15 protein-coding genes are annotated in these 17,359 nt (G+C 53.4%); 6 read left to right on the top strand and 9 right to left on the bottom strand.

Annotated elements, in window-relative coordinates; all coding sequences use genetic code 11:
* Positions 1 to 53 precede the first annotated feature (53 nt).
* The 4 genes from ACCI49_RS01695 to ACCI49_RS01680 all read left to right on the top strand — a co-directional run bounded on the left by ACCI49_RS01695 (position 54) and on the right by ACCI49_RS01680 (position 3,876).
* Positions 54 to 776: a hypothetical protein gene (locus ACCI49_RS01695; protein ID WP_371837236.1), complete on the top strand. Its 723-nt coding sequence runs from the start codon at positions 54 to 56 to the stop codon at positions 774 to 776.
* Positions 777 to 926: 150 nt separating this feature from the next.
* Positions 927 to 1,337 (top strand): ACT domain-containing protein, encoded by a 411-nt coding sequence (locus ACCI49_RS01690; RefSeq protein ID WP_371837235.1) that lies wholly within the window; start codon positions 927 to 929, stop codon positions 1,335 to 1,337.
* A gap of 10 nt (positions 1,338 to 1,347) precedes the next feature.
* Positions 1,348 to 2,091, top strand: a complete 744-nt coding sequence (locus ACCI49_RS01685; protein WP_371837234.1) for a hypothetical protein — start codon at positions 1,348 to 1,350, stop codon at positions 2,089 to 2,091.
* Positions 2,092 to 2,247: 156 nt separating this feature from the next.
* Positions 2,248 to 3,876, top strand: coding sequence for a M28 family metallopeptidase (locus tag ACCI49_RS01680; protein WP_371837233.1), 1,629 nt, complete (start codon positions 2,248 to 2,250; stop codon positions 3,874 to 3,876).
* Between the two features lie 41 nt (positions 3,877 to 3,917).
* Here the strand turns inward: ACCI49_RS01680 and ACCI49_RS01675 are convergent, their stop codons facing one another.
* Positions 3,918 to 4,799 carry a LysR family transcriptional regulator gene (locus ACCI49_RS01675; RefSeq protein WP_371837232.1) on the bottom strand — a complete coding sequence of 294 codons (882 nt, stop codon included), beginning with the start codon at positions 4,797 to 4,799 and terminating at the stop codon, positions 3,918 to 3,920.
* A gap of 124 nt (positions 4,800 to 4,923) precedes the next feature.
* Here ACCI49_RS01675 and ACCI49_RS01670 point away from each other — a divergent pair, with 124 nt between their 5' ends.
* Both ACCI49_RS01670 and ACCI49_RS01665 read left to right on the top strand, forming a co-directional pair.
* Positions 4,924 to 5,700, top strand: a complete 777-nt coding sequence (locus ACCI49_RS01670) for a ferredoxin--NADP reductase (protein ID WP_371837231.1) — start codon at positions 4,924 to 4,926, stop codon at positions 5,698 to 5,700.
* A 140-nt stretch (positions 5,701 to 5,840) separates the two neighbouring features.
* Complete coding sequence (locus ACCI49_RS01665) at positions 5,841 to 6,401, top strand: lipocalin family protein (RefSeq protein WP_371837230.1); 561 nt, start codon at positions 5,841 to 5,843, stop codon at positions 6,399 to 6,401.
* Here the strand turns inward: ACCI49_RS01665 and ACCI49_RS01660 are convergent.
* The 8 genes from ACCI49_RS01660 to ACCI49_RS01625 form a co-directional block, all read right to left on the bottom strand.
* Complete coding sequence (locus ACCI49_RS01660; protein ID WP_371837229.1) at positions 6,393 to 8,084, bottom strand: hypothetical protein; 1,692 nt, start codon at positions 8,082 to 8,084, stop codon at positions 6,393 to 6,395. The two genes, ACCI49_RS01665 and ACCI49_RS01660, sit on opposite strands and share 9 nt — an antisense overlap.
* The gene (locus ACCI49_RS01655) at positions 8,081 to 10,309 is read right to left on the bottom strand and encodes a hypothetical protein (protein WP_371837228.1); all 2,229 of its coding nucleotides are present in this window, start codon (positions 10,307 to 10,309) and stop codon (positions 8,081 to 8,083) included. The genes ACCI49_RS01660 and ACCI49_RS01655 overlap by 4 nt, the downstream gene beginning before the upstream one ends.
* Positions 10,302 to 11,525, bottom strand: a complete 1,224-nt coding sequence (locus tag ACCI49_RS01650; protein ID WP_371837227.1) for a BatA domain-containing protein — start codon at positions 11,523 to 11,525, stop codon at positions 10,302 to 10,304. The genes ACCI49_RS01655 and ACCI49_RS01650 overlap by 8 nt, the downstream gene beginning before the upstream one ends.
* Position 11,526: 1 nt before the next feature.
* Complete coding sequence (locus tag ACCI49_RS01645; RefSeq protein WP_371837226.1) at positions 11,527 to 12,429, bottom strand: DUF58 domain-containing protein; 903 nt, start codon at positions 12,427 to 12,429, stop codon at positions 11,527 to 11,529.
* A gap of 5 nt (positions 12,430 to 12,434) precedes the next feature.
* On the bottom strand, positions 12,435 to 13,433 hold the full coding sequence (locus tag ACCI49_RS01640) for an AAA family ATPase (RefSeq protein ID WP_371837225.1): 999 nt from the start codon (positions 13,431 to 13,433) through the stop codon (positions 12,435 to 12,437).
* A gap of 2 nt (positions 13,434 to 13,435) precedes the next feature.
* The gene (locus tag ACCI49_RS01635) at positions 13,436 to 14,161 is read right to left on the bottom strand and encodes a DUF4159 domain-containing protein (protein ID WP_371837224.1); all 726 of its coding nucleotides are present in this window, start codon (positions 14,159 to 14,161) and stop codon (positions 13,436 to 13,438) included.
* Positions 14,162 to 14,365: 204 nt separating this feature from the next.
* On the bottom strand, positions 14,366 to 15,997 hold the full coding sequence (locus ACCI49_RS01630; RefSeq protein ID WP_252084063.1) for a TldD/PmbA family protein: 1,632 nt from the start codon (positions 15,995 to 15,997) through the stop codon (positions 14,366 to 14,368).
* 27 nt (positions 15,998 to 16,024) lie between these two features.
* A complete protein-coding gene (locus ACCI49_RS01625; RefSeq protein ID WP_371837223.1) occupies positions 16,025 to 17,356 on the bottom strand; it encodes a TldD/PmbA family protein in 1,332 nt (443 codons plus the stop codon).
* Positions 17,357 to 17,359: the final 3 nt, after the last annotated feature.

The following is a 17,359-nucleotide window of genomic DNA, read 5'->3' as shown; positions in this document are numbered from 1 at the left end:
GAAACAGGGAACATCCGCTCAGGGAGAAGTTTGGGAAAAAGTGGAGTAAAGCTGTGACGCAGTGGCCCCTGGCAATGGCTATGGTTTTTTTGTTCGCCTGCGCTGCAGCTTCCGCTAAACAGGAAAATAAACCGGAAAAAAAAGAGCACCAAGAAAAAAGTAAACCATCGGGCTGGCAGGCGCGATCGCGCCTTGATGCCAACCAATGGGTCGGTGCCTGGCTAATTTCCAGGGACGGTGAGGCCCGCCATGTTTGGAGCTTGAAATCCGATGGTACAGGTCGTTCCTATGCTTTCCTACCGCGTAACGGCGAAATGCAGTTTGCATTTGGATACGATATAAATTGGTATTTTGACCCTTTTACACAGATGGCAAATATTAAAACCGGCCGCAGGATTATTTGTCGTCGGGGAAAAATATATCCCTATTTCCTCACCTTAAAGTCCTATGAAAGTGACTATGCGGTGCGGGGAAAATTCGCTTGGCAGACCACGTGGACCGAAGTCAGCATCGGCCGTAACCGATTGCATAAATCTCTAGTGGTATTCGTCGCGCCACTATCTGCTTGGCATGATCCAGAGCGAGATACCCCATGCCCGGAATTTCCCAGCTTACGTATAGAAAAAGATATCGATATGATCCTACAAAGCTGGAAGAAAGAAGAATCGCCTGATGAGCAAGTAGATACCACCCCAGCGCAAGGCGAGCCTGAGTTTGAGGGAGAGGAACTGAAGAAACCAGAAAAAAAAGGCGTGAAAACGCGTAAGCGAAATTAGAATAAAAGGCCGAATTAGCGCTGAGGCTAATGGGTAAAATAGTACGCCTAGTTCACTAGCAGCGCTTTTTCAAAATTATTCTCGACGTAACATGAACCTAAGTGTCTGCCGTTGGCTACTTGTCAAAGGTCTCAAATATGGCAATAGGGTATGAGTGCTGAAGTTCCCCTCGTGAAAATTTTGCGGACTATGTACCCAAAATTGCAGGAGGAAACCTACGTTTTTTGTCAGGTATCGGACTCACGGCTTGAAGAAGTACTGGCGGAAAGCCTGTGTATCTTTCGAGAGGGGGAGGGCACGAGTGCAATTTTGCCACTGCATTTAGCGAAACAATATGGGATCGCTTCCAGTGCACCCTTTCGACAAATTACCTTACAAGTATTTTCCAGTCTCAGTGCGGTGGGATTAACCGCGACAATTACCGGGGAGTTGGCGGAGGCGGGTATAGTTGCCAATGTGGTGACAGCCCTGCGCCACGATCATATTTTTGTCCCGGAAGATAGCGCTGAGCGTGCCCTGCAGCTGCTCCGCGGCATCAGTAATCGGGTTTACTACACCTGAGCCCCATACCGTGCAAATCAATTATCCCAAGCCCCAGCCTCACGGAGAAATCCGCCAGCTGTTACCGGATTTGTTCTGTGTTCCTGGGACGGTAAAACTGGCTCCGGCAGTGACTATCAATCGCAATATGGCCATAGTCCGCTGGAGAGAAGATCTCATATTAGTGAATCCGGTGCGTCTGCGTCCCTCATTGGAGGAGAAGTTGCAGGATCTTGGCCAGGTGCGCCACGCAGTGCGTCTGGGTTACCACCATGGTCAGGACGATCTCTACTATCGCGACCACTTTGACCTTACCTTCTGGCGGCAGACGGGATCGGATTTTTACCCCCCCGGCGCTGACCAACCGCTCAAGGATGGCGGTGACTGCCCGGTGCCCGGTGGTCGTTTCCTGGAGTTTTCCTGTGGTCGCTTCCCGGAAGCCGTTCTCTGGTTGCCGTTTAATGGGGGGCTGCTGCTGAGTTGTGATGCTTTGCAATACTGGGGCAAATGGCGCGGCTGCAACTGGCTTGGCAGGAATCTACTGCGGTTTTCCGGGATGCGCGTTGGTATGCAAATACCCCCGGCTTGGCGTATTCGTATGACTCCCCAGGGGCGTGATGTTCGCTGTTGTTTGCAGCAGGACTTTGAGCGCTTGTTGCAATTGAGTTTTCTGCACCTCTTGGCCGCCCACGGGGAATTTTGCCCGGATCGTGCCCATGAAGAGGTGGTTACTGCCGTAGAGCAAGCCTTCCCCGGCATAGAGAGAGCGGCCTGATGCCTTTCTTTTAATCCAACAGTCGATGAGAATAACTAAAGTGTGGAGAATCGCTCGTCTTATACCGCGCCCCGTTTTTGTGGATCATGGTAAGCTTGCGCTCTATTTAGCGCGGCGCTATTCAGTCGCAATGGTTTATTGAGAAGTAGAGCTCCCATGAGAAGCAAGATCCTGTTCAGTGCCCTACTGGCGGCACTGTTGGTGGCCTGCACCACTGTCACTGTCCCCACAACTTTTGTCCCCAGTGCCAATACAGACGATATTCGTCGGGATGTAAATTACCTAGCCTCGGCTGAACTGGCGGGTCGCGATACTGGCAGTGAGGGTTACCGCAAGGCCGCACAGTATGTAGCGGAACAGTTCGAGCGTATGGGGCTGGCTCCCGCCGGCGATCAGGGTTACTTCCAGGATGTGCCTTTCCGCAGTGCAAGCTGGAATGGTTCAGAGCCCAGTTTTGTTCTGAAAGGGAAGAGTGGCAACGTCTCTTTCAGCTTTGGCGAGGAATTTATTGCAGGTCCCTCGGCGGTCAGTGAGCGCAGTAGCCTGGAAGCAGATCTGGTGTTTGTCGGATACGGAATCGAGGCCCCTGAGTACAACCTCAATGATTATGCTGGCTTAAATGTTCAGGGTAAGGTGGCGGTGATACTGAGTGGACGTCCCGAGAGCCTGCCCAGTGAAGTTGGAGCCCACTACGCTTCAAGCCGTAATAAGCGTGAAACTGCCGCCCGCCACGGGGCCGTTGGCTACATCACCGTATATACCCCGGAAAGGGAAAAGCGTCGTCCCTTTGCCCGCTATGCCGAGCATCGTCACGATGACACCTTTGATTGGGTTAATAGGGAAGGCAACCCGGGCAGCGCAACGCCCGGGCTGCATCCAGGCGTTATGCTCAGTAGCGAAGCCGCGGGCAAGCTGTTTGTCGGTGCGCAACGCAGCCTGGAAAGCATCTTCAATGAAATTGAAAAAGGCCAAAACCCGAAGGGGTTTGCGCTGCCTTACAGTGCGGCACTCAGCACAAGTTCTAAACACAAGGAAGTTACCAGCCCCAATGTAGTAGCAGTATTACCTGGTAGTGATCCCCTACTAAAAAATGAATATGTAGTTTTCTCGGCCCATCTGGATCATATTGGTAAAAAAGAGGATGGTCAGATTTACTATGGTGCCCAGGACAATGCAGCTGGCATAGCAGTAATGCTGGAAACTGCACGCCTGTTTGTGGAATCCGGTCAGGCACCACGGCGCTCACTATTATTTGTGGCTGTGACCGGAGAAGAGAAGGGGTTGCTAGGGTCGGATTACTTTGCTGAATATCCTACTGTTCCTTTGCAGTCCATCGTAGCCAATATCAATCTTGATATGCCCATGCTGCTCTATCCGTTTCGCGACATTATCGCCTTCGGTGCCGAGCACTCCTCCCTGGGCCAGATTGCCGAGCGTGCCGCAGTCCACAGTGGCTTAAAACTGAGCCCAGATCCTATGCCGGAAGAAGTGATCTTTGTGCGCAGTGATCACTACAATTTTGTGCGCCGCGGTATTCCCTCAATTTACCTGATTACTGGACGAGAGGCTCAGGATCCAAATATTGATGGTACCGCTATGCAAGTGGCTTTCCTGAAAGAGAGCTATCACAAGCCCGGAGATGCCCCCGATGCAGGGGTGAATTATATTGCTGCCAAGCAGTTTACCGAGGTGAATTACCTAATTGCCAGGGAAGTGGCAGATACTGAGGGCAGACCATCTTGGTATGAGGGGGATTTCTTTGGGGACTTGTTTGGCACTAATTAGACTCTGCTAATCAATCGTGCCCGATGCTTTTTGGTATCGGGCTATTTAGTGTTTTGACACAACTCCAACCACCTCTCAATCCCCGCACTTCTATATTTCTGCCGATGTAGAGCAAAGTAAAATTCTCTGTGGAAATCCCTATGTGCTACCGGCAGTTCGATCAATGAGCCCCTTTTCAGAGCGTCAGCTAAAGAGACTCTTGATAGACAGCTGATGCCGAAGCCAGCTTCCACGGCTCGCTTAATTGCCTCTGTATGCTGCAGTTCCAACAAAATATGGAGATTGGGAAGCAGTCCCACCATTGCTCGCTCAAAAGTTTGGCGAGTGCCGGAACCGGGTTCCCGGGTAATCCAGGTTGCTTTGAGCAGGTCTTTGTCTGTTAGGCGCTTGCGCTTGGCCAGGGGGTGGGAGGGCGCGCAAAAGACGACAAGTTCGTCACTGCGCCAGGGAATCATTTCCAGGTCCGGGTGATTAAATTCTCCTTCGATAAGCCCAAGGTCTAACTCAAAGCTGAGTACCCGCTCTGTAATTACAGAAGTATTGGCGACTTCCAACTCGACTCTTGTGCTGGGTTGTTCCTCCATGTAACGCGCCATCACGTTCGCAGCCAGGTAATTCCCAATGGTTAGGGTTGCGCCTATTTTTAGGCGTCCCAGATCGTGGTGGCTGGCCAGGCTCTGTTCCAGTTCTTGTGCCCGCTCCAGCAGCTCCTCCGCCCTGGGCCATAGTTGCCTGCCCAACTCATTTAAGCGCAAACGCTTGCCAGTGCGCTCAAACAGGCGCAGCTCAAACTGCTGTTCGAACTCTTTTAGGGCTGTGGAGGCGGCGGACTGGGACATACTCAGGCTGTCTGCCGCGCGGCTCACGTTCTCGTGGTGAGCACAAGCGAGGAACACCTCCAATTGGCGCAACGTATAGCGCAAAGGGAATTCTCCAGTTGATCGTTAAAATAGATAAGGAATATCGAAATATCCCACTTTGCCAATAGATCTTCCAGGGCTAAAATTCAACTATCAAGAGACTCGTGGAATAACCGGTTTTAAGTTTATGTCCAAATTGAATATAGAGAAGGTGTTGGATGTTCATCACTGGAACGACACACTGTTTAGCTTTAAGACCACCCGGGATTCGGGTTTTCGCTTCGAGAACGGACATTTCACGATGATCGGCTTACAGCAGGACAACGGCCGTCCACTACTGCGCGCCTATTCCATTGCCAGTGCCAACTACGAAGATGAGTTGGAATTCTTCAGTATCAAGGTTCCCGATGGCCCCCTGACTTCCCGCCTGCAAAAGATTGTGCCGGGCGACGAGATTTACGTGAGCCAAAAGCCCACTGGTACTCTGGTTGCAGATCACCTGCTGCCGGGCAAGCGCCTTTGGCTGCTGTCTACGGGTACTGGTTTGGCACCTTTCATGAGCATCATCAAAGACCCCACCGTCTACGAGCGTTTTGACCAGGTAATCCTTACCCACGGTGTTCGCTATGTTTCTGAACTGGCTTACCAGGAGCAGATCGAGAACGAATTGCCAGAGCACGAGTACTTCGGCGAGATGGTGCGCGAGCAGCTGCTCTACTACCCAACCGTGACCCGTGAGCCTTACCGCAACACCGGCCGCCTGACCGACCTGATGCTGTCTGGCAAACTTTTTACAGATCTGGATGTGCCCAAGCCGAATGTTGAGAAAGACCGCTTTATGTTGTGCGGCAGTCCGGCAATGCTGAAGGACCTCACCAATATCCTCGATGACTGGGGATTCAAGGAAACCCGGGCAGGTGTGCCTCACGAGTATGTGATTGAGCGCGCTTTCGTCGAAAAATAAGTTGGCCAGTCCAGCGATAAAAAAACCACCCTCGCGGTGGTTTTTTTATGAGTGAAATACAGGCTCCTGAAACTATCCTGATCTTGTGAAACCCCTGCCTTCTACTCTGATTTGAGGGTGGGTTTGCTGGGAGTGGCCAGATGAAGCTGTTTTCGCTGGGTGTATTGTTGTTGCCCCTGTTGTTTCTAAATGCCTGTACGCGGGTGCCGGAGGGAGTTGAGCCAGTACAGAATTTCCAGCTACAGCGCTATTTGGGTCACTGGTATGAGATAGCTCGCCTGGATCACTCTTTCGAGCGCGGGCTGACCCTGGTAACTACGGACTACAGCCTCAACCCTGATGGTTCCGTCGCGGTAACTAATACGGGTTACTCAAAAGCACGTGATGCCTGGCAATTAGCGGAGGGACGGGCCGAGTTTGTCGGCCCTAAAAATGTGGGCCATTTGAAAGTCTCTTTTCTCGGCCCCTTTTACTCATCCTATATCGTGATTGCCCTATCGGATGACTATCAATATGCGATGGTGTCCGGTTATGACAAATCCTATCTGTGGATATTGTCCCGCACCCCGACTATGCCCAAGGATGTACTGGAGCAGTTTTTACAAAAGGCCAAGGCTATGGGCTATCCCGTCGATCAGCTTATATTTCCCAAGCAGGAGGCACAGCCTGGCAATAAACCCTCAGCGCAGCCATCAAGATAGCGATCTGTTCGATAGTCTGCGCTCTCGCCACCAGCTTGTACACACCAGTAACAGTAAGATGAGGGCCGGCCACTGGCGCTCAATAGGCATTTTGCCTGAGTGACGATTATCAACTGGCCCCAAGCGTGCGGCAGCCATTTGTCGGGTCTCCCTGGCATTTAGGGACCGCTGCCATTGGGGCCAGTCCTCCTTGGCAAAGATATAGAAGTCTAATGCCGACTCTCCTTCCAATTCAGTCCAAAGCTGGTGCCAACCTGAACTTTGGGGCCAGAAGCTGTAGCACTGGCCCTGGGAGCTTTTGCTTGCGGCGATTCCTCTGGTAGAGCGGGAGCTATTTTGAAATTCTGATAAGAATGGACTCTGATAAGAAAAAAGTGGGCTGCATAGGGTGATGCGTTCCTGAGTCCGCGGTAACTCATCGGAGAGGGTTACTGGCTGCTGACTTCCCAAGTGTTTGAGTTGGTAATCAATAATCGACTTCCACAGGCTGGCGAATTCAGTAGCAAACCCACTGGTCAGCCAGCGGTGGCTGTCGCTAAATAGGATAAAACCCAGGTGTTGTCTCTGGGATGAACGCCCCCAGAAAAGTGGGGTTTCTGCATTGCCCAGTAAGAAGTCACTGGAGCCGGGCTGCAAGGCTATAAAGCCTAGGTTGCGCAGTGGGGGAGTCTCCGGATTGTCCGCTTTTAGGTAGTCAAAGTCAGAATGTAAATGGGTAGCTTCTCCCTTTTGCAGAGGCATGGAATGGCCAGCAGCGTATTTGAGAAACTCTTCAGAGCTATCGCCACTGACCAACCATAACACTGACTTCGTAGTGGCCAGCTCACTGAGCTGACGCTTTTGTTGAGAGGAGAGATGTGGCCACAAACTGCTATCGAGTATGACTAAATCGAAGGGACTTTCCTTGGTAAGCAGATCCGCAGACTCAGTAAGTGGAAGCCCGTTGAGAGTTTCTTTTCTACTAATTTCAGGTGCCAACTGGGTCATCACTTGTGCCGCTACGCCGGATTGACGCAGCCAGCGGGAGAGGGCGGCCGTCTCAAAAGAGGGGCGTGCCAGCCACAGTAACAACTTGGGCTGAAGCGGCTCTCGCACCAGGATGGGTAAGGGATCTGTATGGGTTTCGCCGGCTTCGCTTTCCGTCCGTACTCGGTATAGCTGGGGGCCTGCGAGTTTTGGAGTGGCAGTGAGTTGTGCCTGAATTGCTTCTCCCACTTTCAACTCAAGGCTGTCTTCAATATGGCCGTAGGGATTGAGCAGACTAATTTGTACGTTTTCAGTCAGTGGTTGGTTGTTGTGAACCTTTAACTTTAAAGAATCACCCAAGGTAATTCGTCGCTGCCAGTCGAACTCCCAGCTGCTATCAGATTCCTGGATCTTCGATAACTCCAGGCGCACCGGTGCCAGGTCCCGCAGTTTGTCGCGGCCGAGTGGTTTTCCATCGAGGGAGAGACTTTCAACACCATTGAGATTTATTGGATGTGAGCTCGCCAGCTGTTTACTGTTGATAGAGATATTACGCTCGGCCGGAATGATTGCTGGAGGCTGCCAGAGCATCCAGGCACTCAACCAAATCGCCAGTTGCAGGCCATAGTCGAACGGCTTGGCGCCTCGGCGGCGCAATAGTACGAGTGATGCTAAACAGGCCAACAGGCACAGGCCGGGTATCAAGAAATCAATCACAATGACTTCTCCCCTTGCTGGTGTAGCCAACGGCTGAAATGGCCGTCTGCCTCAGTTTGCAAAGGCAGTGAAGGCGCAGATTCCGGTGCTGGCAGTAGCTGATAGAGCAGTTGATTCAGGGAGTTCGTGCAATCAATGCAATTCGGTTGCTGGTGGCGCTGCTGGTAGAAACGCAGCTGTTTGGACAGCTCCAGGCCAAGATCTAGTGATTGCTCTGTGGCTAGCTCATTTATCTGCACCAGTAGATCAGTATCGAGTTCGGCACCAGCGTCTACCTGGGCCATTAGGGCGAGCACCTGTGCTCTTTGTTTTTGTTCAAAGGCTTTGTCGACGGTTTCTGGCGCTACACCTTCCCGTTCGCCGCTAAGCCGACGGCTTTCGTCTATGGGGGGCGCCTCGAAGCCGACTCTCTGTAAGTAAATACGCGAAGCCTGCTGTACTTCTTTGATAAAGAGCAGAGCTCGGTGCTGATGGGGCAGGGAGGCCTGGGGCTCTATAACCGACAGGTCGCGCCAGGAACTCCACATGGCATTCAGTGCGTTGCGCAGTAGCTCCTTGGTTTGGGGGTCAAACAGGGTGGCATGCTCTGAGCTGTCATGTCGGTGTCCGGCAGAAGCAGCTATGCGCTCTGCCTGTTGGAAATGGGAGTCCTGCTGTGCAAAGGGAGTGGCATTTTCTTCGCCATGTGTCTGGTGCTCAGCGCCTTTGTTATGGTGATGATTATCGCCGTGTTCGGACTCCTCTTCATCATCGTGCTCCTCGCTCTCTGCGCCAGAATGCTCCACTTCCGAATCCTCTTCGCCGAGAAAGCGGCCGTAGCGCATGCGCAACAAATTCTGTTCATAGGCTAAACCTTCGGAACGTTTGCGAAACTCCTGCGGATGCAGCTGTTCTCGCTCGGCTAGCAGGGCCTCGGTATCAATAATCAGCTGGCGTTGGCTGCGGAAGTACTCCGGTAATATTTTAATCGCCATACCCTCGCTGTCACTCAGCCCGAAAATCTCTTCTTGCGGCCAGCGCAAGATAAAGTGTTGGCTCTTGGCCAAGTTAGCGCTGGGCTCGCGGTTATCCCTGGCCTCCAGATACCAGTAGAGTTCATCTCCCGCTTCCATGGAAAACTGCTGGATGGGCAGGATAAAATCGTAGCGAGCTGTTTTCTTATCTTCCGAGGGGTTTGTTGATAAAGCAGTGGATTGCAAACTGGTGAGTGCAATACGCTCTTCGCGAAAGCGTAAATTTTCCCCGGTGCCGCTGGCGAGGGTGACCAATAAATCCGCAGCACTCACCTGGTAATCATCATTAATTATTACTTTCACGGGAATACCTTCGGTGCTCCCTTGAATGGTATCGACGCGTAGGCTAGGTGCCTCAAAGGTAAATTCCGGAGCATTGTCTTTTTGTACGCGGATATTGTGAATTTCCGGCAATAGTATCTGGCTCTCCGCGAGTTGTACTGAGAGCTGGTAAAAGTCTGCCTCAGCAATAGTGCGTTGTAGTTGCCATTTTTCACTGGGTAGATCACCTAGCGGAGAAAAGATGAAGCGCTCAGCTTCGGCCAGCATTTCCAGCCCTTGCACCGGTTGATTCAATTCAAGTTGCCATTCGACCGCAGACTGCTCCGGCACATCGACTTGTAGCGATTGGCTGTTGGCTGCGAGCCCAGTGTAGGCGGGCGGCTGGATATGGGTTGTCGCGCGCGTTATGGCAAGCTTTTCGGCAACGGGAATAGCTGTACTTTGTTGCGTGGTCTCAGTTTTATCCCCGGTGAAGTGAGAATCGCTCAGTACAAATAACAATAGTCCCAGGCAGGTACCAAAAGCATTTGTCAGGGCACTGCGGAGTTTTTTCGGACCGAAAGATGACCGGTCGCCACTTTCCAGCAGTTGTTGCAGCGCTGTTTCGATACGCGTGCGCTGTAATTGCTGCAATGGACTTAGGTTGGTTTTCTGTTGGCTAAGCAACTGGCTGCTGTCTTGCAGCTGTGGATATTGTCCATCCAACTGTCGACATAGGCTTTCAGGGCTTGGGCGCCAGCTGCGATCCAATAGAATTGCTACAACAATAATTCCGAGCCAGGCGAGCAATAGCCACTGTGGCCAGCCGAATACAAAAATACCCAAGCCAGCCAGAAGGCTGAGGCCAGTGGCAAGCCAGAGATAGGGCCGCAGGGCTGCCAGTTGCCAGCGCCTGCGCACAGCGTTAAGGGTTAACTGACGCTTATCCATGGTCAGCCTCCCCTTTACTAACAGTTGCCATAATGGCTGCAGGTCGCGATAGGGCAATTAGGCGTTCAAAGGCCAGAAGTAACAGTAGGGCGATAATTAACCAGGGTTGCAGTTGTTCAATACGACGGTTTTCCACCTCGCTGTCTTCTACAGGAAGGCCTGCCCCAGCTATGTCTGCCACTACTTTTTTATTGGCAGACCAGTAGCCACGATTTTGGTGTTGCAGAGCCCAGTCTTGCCCAGACCACTGCTGCCATAAACGTTCAGGTAAATCTGCGCGGCGATAAAAGGCCTCGCTGTACCAGTCACTTTCGTAGCGCAGCCAACTTCCCTGTCCCATTGGGGCCACTTGAGCTGACTGGCTGTTATCCACAGCAACGAAGTTGAGCTTATCGGCAGGGGGGATACTGTTGTCAGTGAGTAACAGGCCCCCATCTGTAACAAACTCCAGTACGGCTTGTGGCAGGGGAGCGGGGTCTGTGTAGATAAGCCAATCTGTCTGTTCGACGCTGGGCGCCTCTTCTCGTTCCAGAGTTTGCACCGATAGTCCCGGCATGTTGTTGTGCCAGTCTTCCAGCACAGGCGCCCACCAGCTGGGCGCCTTGCCCATTAAAGCGATACTCGGTAATACCGGGCTCGGAGCTGTGGATGTTTTGTCGAGGCCGTGCCACTGCCAATGGGGACTGGCTCTTAGTGCCTGGTGGGATGCTGGAACCCCGTTGTTTATCAACAGGATATGAGCCCTGCGCAAATCCGCCCGGCGTGATAGTGCTGATAGAGTTTTCCACAGGTCCACATTTTGTGGTGGGGGTGAGGTTACGGAAGGCATTTCTGGGGATAACCACAGCACTTTATTACCTTCCCCCACAAGCTGCGGCAGTGAATTGTGGATAAATGTATTCGCTTCGCCCGCCCCAATTCTGGGGTCTACCAGTATCACGCCCTCTTGGGGATAAATTTCCCGTTTAATCAGCGGCTGTGCCAATAAACTTGCCAGCAGGGCGACGATTAGCAGGCGCAATAGCAGCAACCACTTGTTATCCACAATAGGGCGGCGCGCGCGACTCTGTGAATATCTTTGTACCCATTGCAGCGCAGCAAAGGAGACCTGTTGTGGATTACTTCGGCGCAGCAAATGAATGGCGATAGGGATAATCAGGGCTGTGAATAGCCATAGCCACTGTGGGGATTGAAATAAGTTATTTATCCACAACATCTCAGCACAACCTGCCGTGCAGCTGAATAAATTGCCGCAGTGACTTTTCCACAGGCTGCTCGATAAGGTCGGTCTGTAGTGAACACTCCTGTGCGGCAAAGCGTGCTTTTAACTCGCTCTGTGCTTGAGCAAAAGCATCTAGGTAAGACTGGCGTTGCCGCTCGGCGTCCACTTCTAAAGTTGCGGGAGTACTGGCGCTTACTTCTGGATTGAGCAGCTTTAGCTCTCCGCCAAAAGGAAAAGTCTGTTCTGCCTCAATTAACAATTGCAGTGGCAGGCAGGGGCGGCCGGCGGCATGCAGGCGTGCGGCAAAATCGCCGATCTCATTGCCCTGTTGAAAAAAATCACTCAGCAATACCACCTGACAGGGCCGTTCAAAGTATTGCCACAGCGGCGCCAGTTGAGCGCGATCTGGCCAGTGGTCGCTGGCGTCGAGTTGTTGTAGCTGAAGGGCGATTTGGCGCTGGTGGCCCTCGCCCTGGCCTTCGGGCACATAAACCGTCCGGCTACTGTTAAACGCCAATAGGGAAAAGCTGTCTCCCTGGGCGTTGAGTAGCCAGCAGAGGCTGGCAATCCAACACTTGGCGTAATGCAGTTTATTCAGGCTGGGCTCGACAAAGCTTGCCTGGCTCAGGGAGGCGCTGGTATCGAGCACAAAGCACACGTGCATGCGGCTCTCCTGCTCGGTCTCGCGCACATAGTAGCGATCGCTGCGGGCGAATAGTTTCCAGTCGATATGGCGGATGGAATCGCCCGCTTGATAGCCTCGGTATTGGTGAAATTCCAGGCCGGTGCCACGGCGCTGGCTGTGTTGCACACCGAGCATCACGCCCTCGGCAATATGTCGCGACAGCCACACCAGGTCGCGACAACTGGCCAGGGTTTTGGGGGACAGGTATTCCACGCTGATCAGTCCCGGCCCGGTTCCGGCACCGCTGCCAGTAGTTCTTCAATCAGCTGTGGCATCTGCACGCCATCGGCCTGGGCCTGGAAGCTGAGCAGCACCCGGTGGCGCAGTACCGGCAGTAACAGGCTGCGGATATCCTCGCGGGTGACGGCGAGCCGTCGTTGCAAAAGGGCCCGTGCCTTGGCGGCGAGAATTAGAGCCTGCCCCGCGCGGGGGCCGGCGCCCCACTTGATCCACTGTTGCAGGGTATCGCTGCCGCTGGTTTCCATACGGGTAGCGCGCACTAGTGCCGCCACGTAGCGGTACAGATCGTCGCTGACATGAATTTCCCGCACCAGTTTCTGCATTTCGCGCAATTGCTCTGCATCCAGGCTGGGGCTGGGTTTGACCCTGCTGGCACCGGTGGTGGAGCGCAGGATTTCCACTTCATCCCGCTCATCGGGATAGTCGATATGAATATTTAACAGGAAGCGGTCCAGCTGAGCTTCCGGCAGCGGATAGGTGCCGGCCTGTTCGATGGGGTTTTGTGTGGCCAGTACGAAATAGGGATCGGGCAATTTGAGTGTTTTACCGCCCACGGTTACTGAGCCTTCCTGCATGGACTCCAATAGGGCTGCCTGGGTTTTCGGCGGTGTGCGGTTAATTTCATCGGCGAGCAGGATATTGGTGAAAACCGGGCCCTGCTGGAATTTAAAAAAGCGCTTGCCGGTGCTGTGATCCTCTTCGAGGATCTCACTGCCAAGAATATCTCCGGGCATTAAATCCGGGGTGAACTGTACCCGCTTAAAATCCAGCGCACTGGCATCGGCGAGGGTTTTTACCAGCAGGGTCTTACCCAGCCCCGGCACCCCTTCGAGTAGGGCGTGGCCCCCGGCCAATAGGCAGATCAACATCTGCTCCACCACGGGTTTTTGGCCGACAATCACCCGCGCAATCTCCTGTTGCAGATTGTCGAGGCTGTGCAGTTGTTCTTCGATACTATTTTCCAGGGTGGTCAGCATAATCAGCTCGTCAGTGCGTAAATAACAATGTTCACCGCAAATTTTGTGTTATCGATGGCGAGCCAGCGTTTGTTGCGGTAATCGTAGTCCCATTCGCAGCCGAAATCTTTGTTGCTGTAGAGCACGGCGATACGGCCGTTAACAACAATGGCTTTCAGGTAGTCGTGTACCAGATCATCACCCCAGCCATTTAATTCAAAACTGGTTACCGGCAATTCATCGAATTGAAAGAAGCAGCGGTAGAGGTCGTGATCGTCCGGGAGCTTTTGCAGGCAGTCTTCGCCAAATAGCTCGACCATTTGCGCTTCGAAGGATTTGGCAAAGAGACCGTCGATATCGTGGTTGCAGTCGTCGACAAATACAAAGCCACCGCGATTGACGTAATCGAGAAAATTCTTTGCCTCTTCAGTGGTGAATTGCACCAGCTTGTGTCCGGCCAGGTAGCAGAAAGGTGCCAGCAGCATTTTCTTATCGGCCAGCGGCACTATGTGCTCTTTGGGATCAACCCTGAGATTGGTGTATTCCACCAGTGAATTGAGCAGGTTGGAAGGCATGCGCTGATCCACATCCCAGTCACCGGACTCGTACATCAAGCGGGTGAAATAAAAATCGTAGTGCTCCTGCGCACTACCCGGTGCGGTATTTTGTGCGCGTGTGCCCAGCGGCAGCGCTGCGGCGCAGCTACCCAGGATCAGGCGCTGGAGAAAAGCCTTGCGGGTGAGGGACACGGGATAACTCTGTTACTGCGTTGGTTTATTGTTAACTAGAAAGGAAAGTAGGTACTTCACTCAAGACCGTATGAGGCATGGATGCCGATTACGAGCGTACAGGGACGTATTCACAGCGTGTCTTGAGTGAAGTGCCTGCTTTCCTTTATTCATAACGCGAGGGCCATACCGGTTTTCCGGCCTGACCCCTGCATGGATCAGTGATTAGCCCAGCTTGCGCTTGGTGTTAATCACATTGATACCGTCGAAGCGTGCAGTAGAACTACCGTGGGATACCGCACTGGTTTGCATCGGCTGTCCCTTACCGTCAAAGAAGGAACCACCCAGGCGGTAATCATCTTTGTCGCAGACCTGCGAACAGGCATTCCAGAATTCCTGGGTGTTGGACTGGTAAGCGACGTCCTCCACCATGCCGGTAATCTTGCCGTCTTCAATCTCGTAGAACAGCTGACCACCGAACTGGAAGTTGTAGCGCTGCTGATCGATGGAGAAGGAACCGGCACCCACAATATAAATGCCTTTTTCCACATCCTTGATCATATCGTCGACGCTCAGCTCCTCCTTGCCAGGCAACAGCGAAACGTTGGACATGCGCTGGAATTGCACGCTGGACCAACTATCTGCGTAGCAGCAGCCGTGGGATTTCTTTTGCCCCAGCATATGTACCTGATCGCGGGTGGCCTGGTAGTTCACCAGCACACCGTCTTTTACCAGATCCCAGTTGCGGGTCTTCACGCCTTCATCGTCGTAGCCGACGGCACCGAGAGAGCCGGGCTGTACCTTATCGGCAAACAGATTGACCTTGTCGCTGCCGTATTGGAATTTGCCGCTGCGCCATTTATCGATAGTGGCGAAAGAGGTACCCGCAAAGTTGGCTTCGTAGCCGAGTACGCGGTCCAGCTCCAATGGGTGGCCGACAGATTCATGGATGGTGAGCCACAGGTGGCTTGGGTCCAGCACCAGGTCGTACTTGCCCGGTTTGACCGATTTAGCCGTGAGCTTTTCCTTGGCTTGTTGCGCCGCCAGGCGTGCGTCTTCGGCCATATCGTAGGAATCGCGGTAGAGCACTGTCTGTGCTTGGATCTTGTCTTCGGCGCGGCCATCCAGGTATTCAAAGCCGCGTCCTACCGGCTGGCTAAGGCCCTGGCGCGTGCGGAAGCCGCCGGTTTTCTTGTCCACTGCGGTGACCGAGAAGGGCGCCCACAAACGGTGAACATCCTGGTCGATATAGGAGCCGTCGGTAGAGGCAAAATACTTTTGCTCATTCACCAGGTACAACATGGAGTTGATATAGCTGGCGCCGGCATCCAGGGCGGACTTGTTTACATCCATCAACAGATCCACCTTGTCGGCCAGGGGGATCTGCATAGCGTTTTTCTGGATGGGTGTCTGCCAGCTCACCTCGCCGTGGCCTTTTACCGGAGCCAGCTGTACGGGCTCCTGCTGGTACTTGGAGTTGGCCTTAGCGGTAGCTACTGCCTGGCGGGTGGCGCGAGCGACGCCATCGGCGGTCAGGTCATTGGTGGCAGCAAAGCCCCAGGTGCCGTTGGCAATAACCCGAATCCCCATGCCGATAGATTCAGTGTTCACCACGTCCTGCACTTTCATCTCGCGGGTGATTACGTATTGGTTCAGGTAGCGACCAATACGCACATCGGCATAAGTGGCGCCGAGTTTGGTGGCGGTATTCAGGGCGACATCGGCAAATTCTTTTTTTACCGAGAGATCAATACCGCTTTGCGTCAGTTTGCTCTCAGCCACCAGATTGCCGGACAGCGGCAACATGGAAACCCCCAGGCCGGCACCGCTGAGCTGGAGAAATTTTCTTCTATCCATTTCGTTATCCTCAAGTGGTGCTGGCGGTTAAACGGCGTCGGAAAGGCTGCTGAAAGTAAAATCGCGTACTTTCAGTGCGGGAATCATGGCGGACATGCCCCACATCCCCACTCGCTGGGGGACGCCCATATCCTCGATATTGTTGAGCATGATTACCGGGCTCTCGTTGAAGCGGAAGTTCTTCACCGGGTATTTGATCTTGCCGTTTTCGATATAGAAGGTGCCGTCGCGGGTGAGGCCGGTGAGCAACATGGACTGCGGATCGACCATACGGATATACCAGGTGCGGGATACCAAAATGCCGCGGCGGGTATTTTTGATCAGTTCTTCGGTGGATTTATCGCCGCCCACCATAATCAGGTTGTTGGGCTCGGGGACCACTTCGCCTTTACTTTGCTCGGCCCAGTAGCGACTGCGCGCCAGGTTTTTCACCACGCCATTTTTCACCCACTCGATGCGTCCAAGCTGCATAAAGTCATCGTCGGTCCAGGGTTGGGCCGGCACATCGAGACTGGTGGGGTCGGAGTAGAAATTTACGCGCTTGTCGAACATCTTTTCGCCGGTACGGTTGCCGCCGCCCTTTTTGCTCATAAAGCTGCGGCCTTCGTCGGCACTGCGCGCATCGAAGCCGCTCATCATGTAACCCACCAGGCCGGACACCGCATTGGGCTCCAGAATCACGGTGTACTTGCCCGGTTCCAGGGCGCGAGCTTCCTGGGACAGGACCGCCTTGTCGATGGCGACAGAGGAAGTGTTGCCAGTATTCATTGCACCGAAATCGGTGACATCACTTTCGGCCCAACCGGAACCCAGGCCATTCTCGGTGCGCATGGTTACAGTGAAGTTGGCGGAAGTAGAGGCGTGGTAGCCGAACAGGCCCTTGCTGGTGGCGACTGCGGCAAAAGAGCGCTCGTCTTCCAGGTAACCCGCGGCAACCACCTTCTTTTCCTTGGCCGCAATAATGGAATCTGCGGCTGCCTTGGCGCGCTGGTCCGGGGTGATATCTGCGGTGGACTTGGCGAAGCCGTCCACGCTGACATATTTCTGTGGGCCCAGCATCGGCATGGCTTCCGGATTTTCCGGGGACAGCTTGGCCAGCTCTTCGGCGCGACGCATCACTTTTTCCAGGGAGGCATCGCTGAATTCGTTGATGGTGGCTACGCCGGATTTCTTGCCGAAACGGGCCTCTACCGCCAGCTCGATATCGTTGACGATGCCACTGGTGGAAACACTGTTGCGCGCGTAGCGAATATTGCCGGTCTCGCTGCCGGCCAGTTGCGCGCTGGCTTCATCGGCGCGGCTGTATTTTAAAACCTTGTCGAGAATACGCTTCGCTTCACTTCTACTCAGAATTGCCATTGC

The organism is Microbulbifer epialgicus (assembly GCF_041447265.1).
GTDB classification, from domain to species: Bacteria; Pseudomonadota; Gammaproteobacteria; order Pseudomonadales; family Cellvibrionaceae; genus Microbulbifer; species Microbulbifer epialgicus.
The sequence above is the reverse complement of the archived record's forward strand: the minus strand, read 5'-3'. Positions and strand labels throughout refer to the sequence as shown.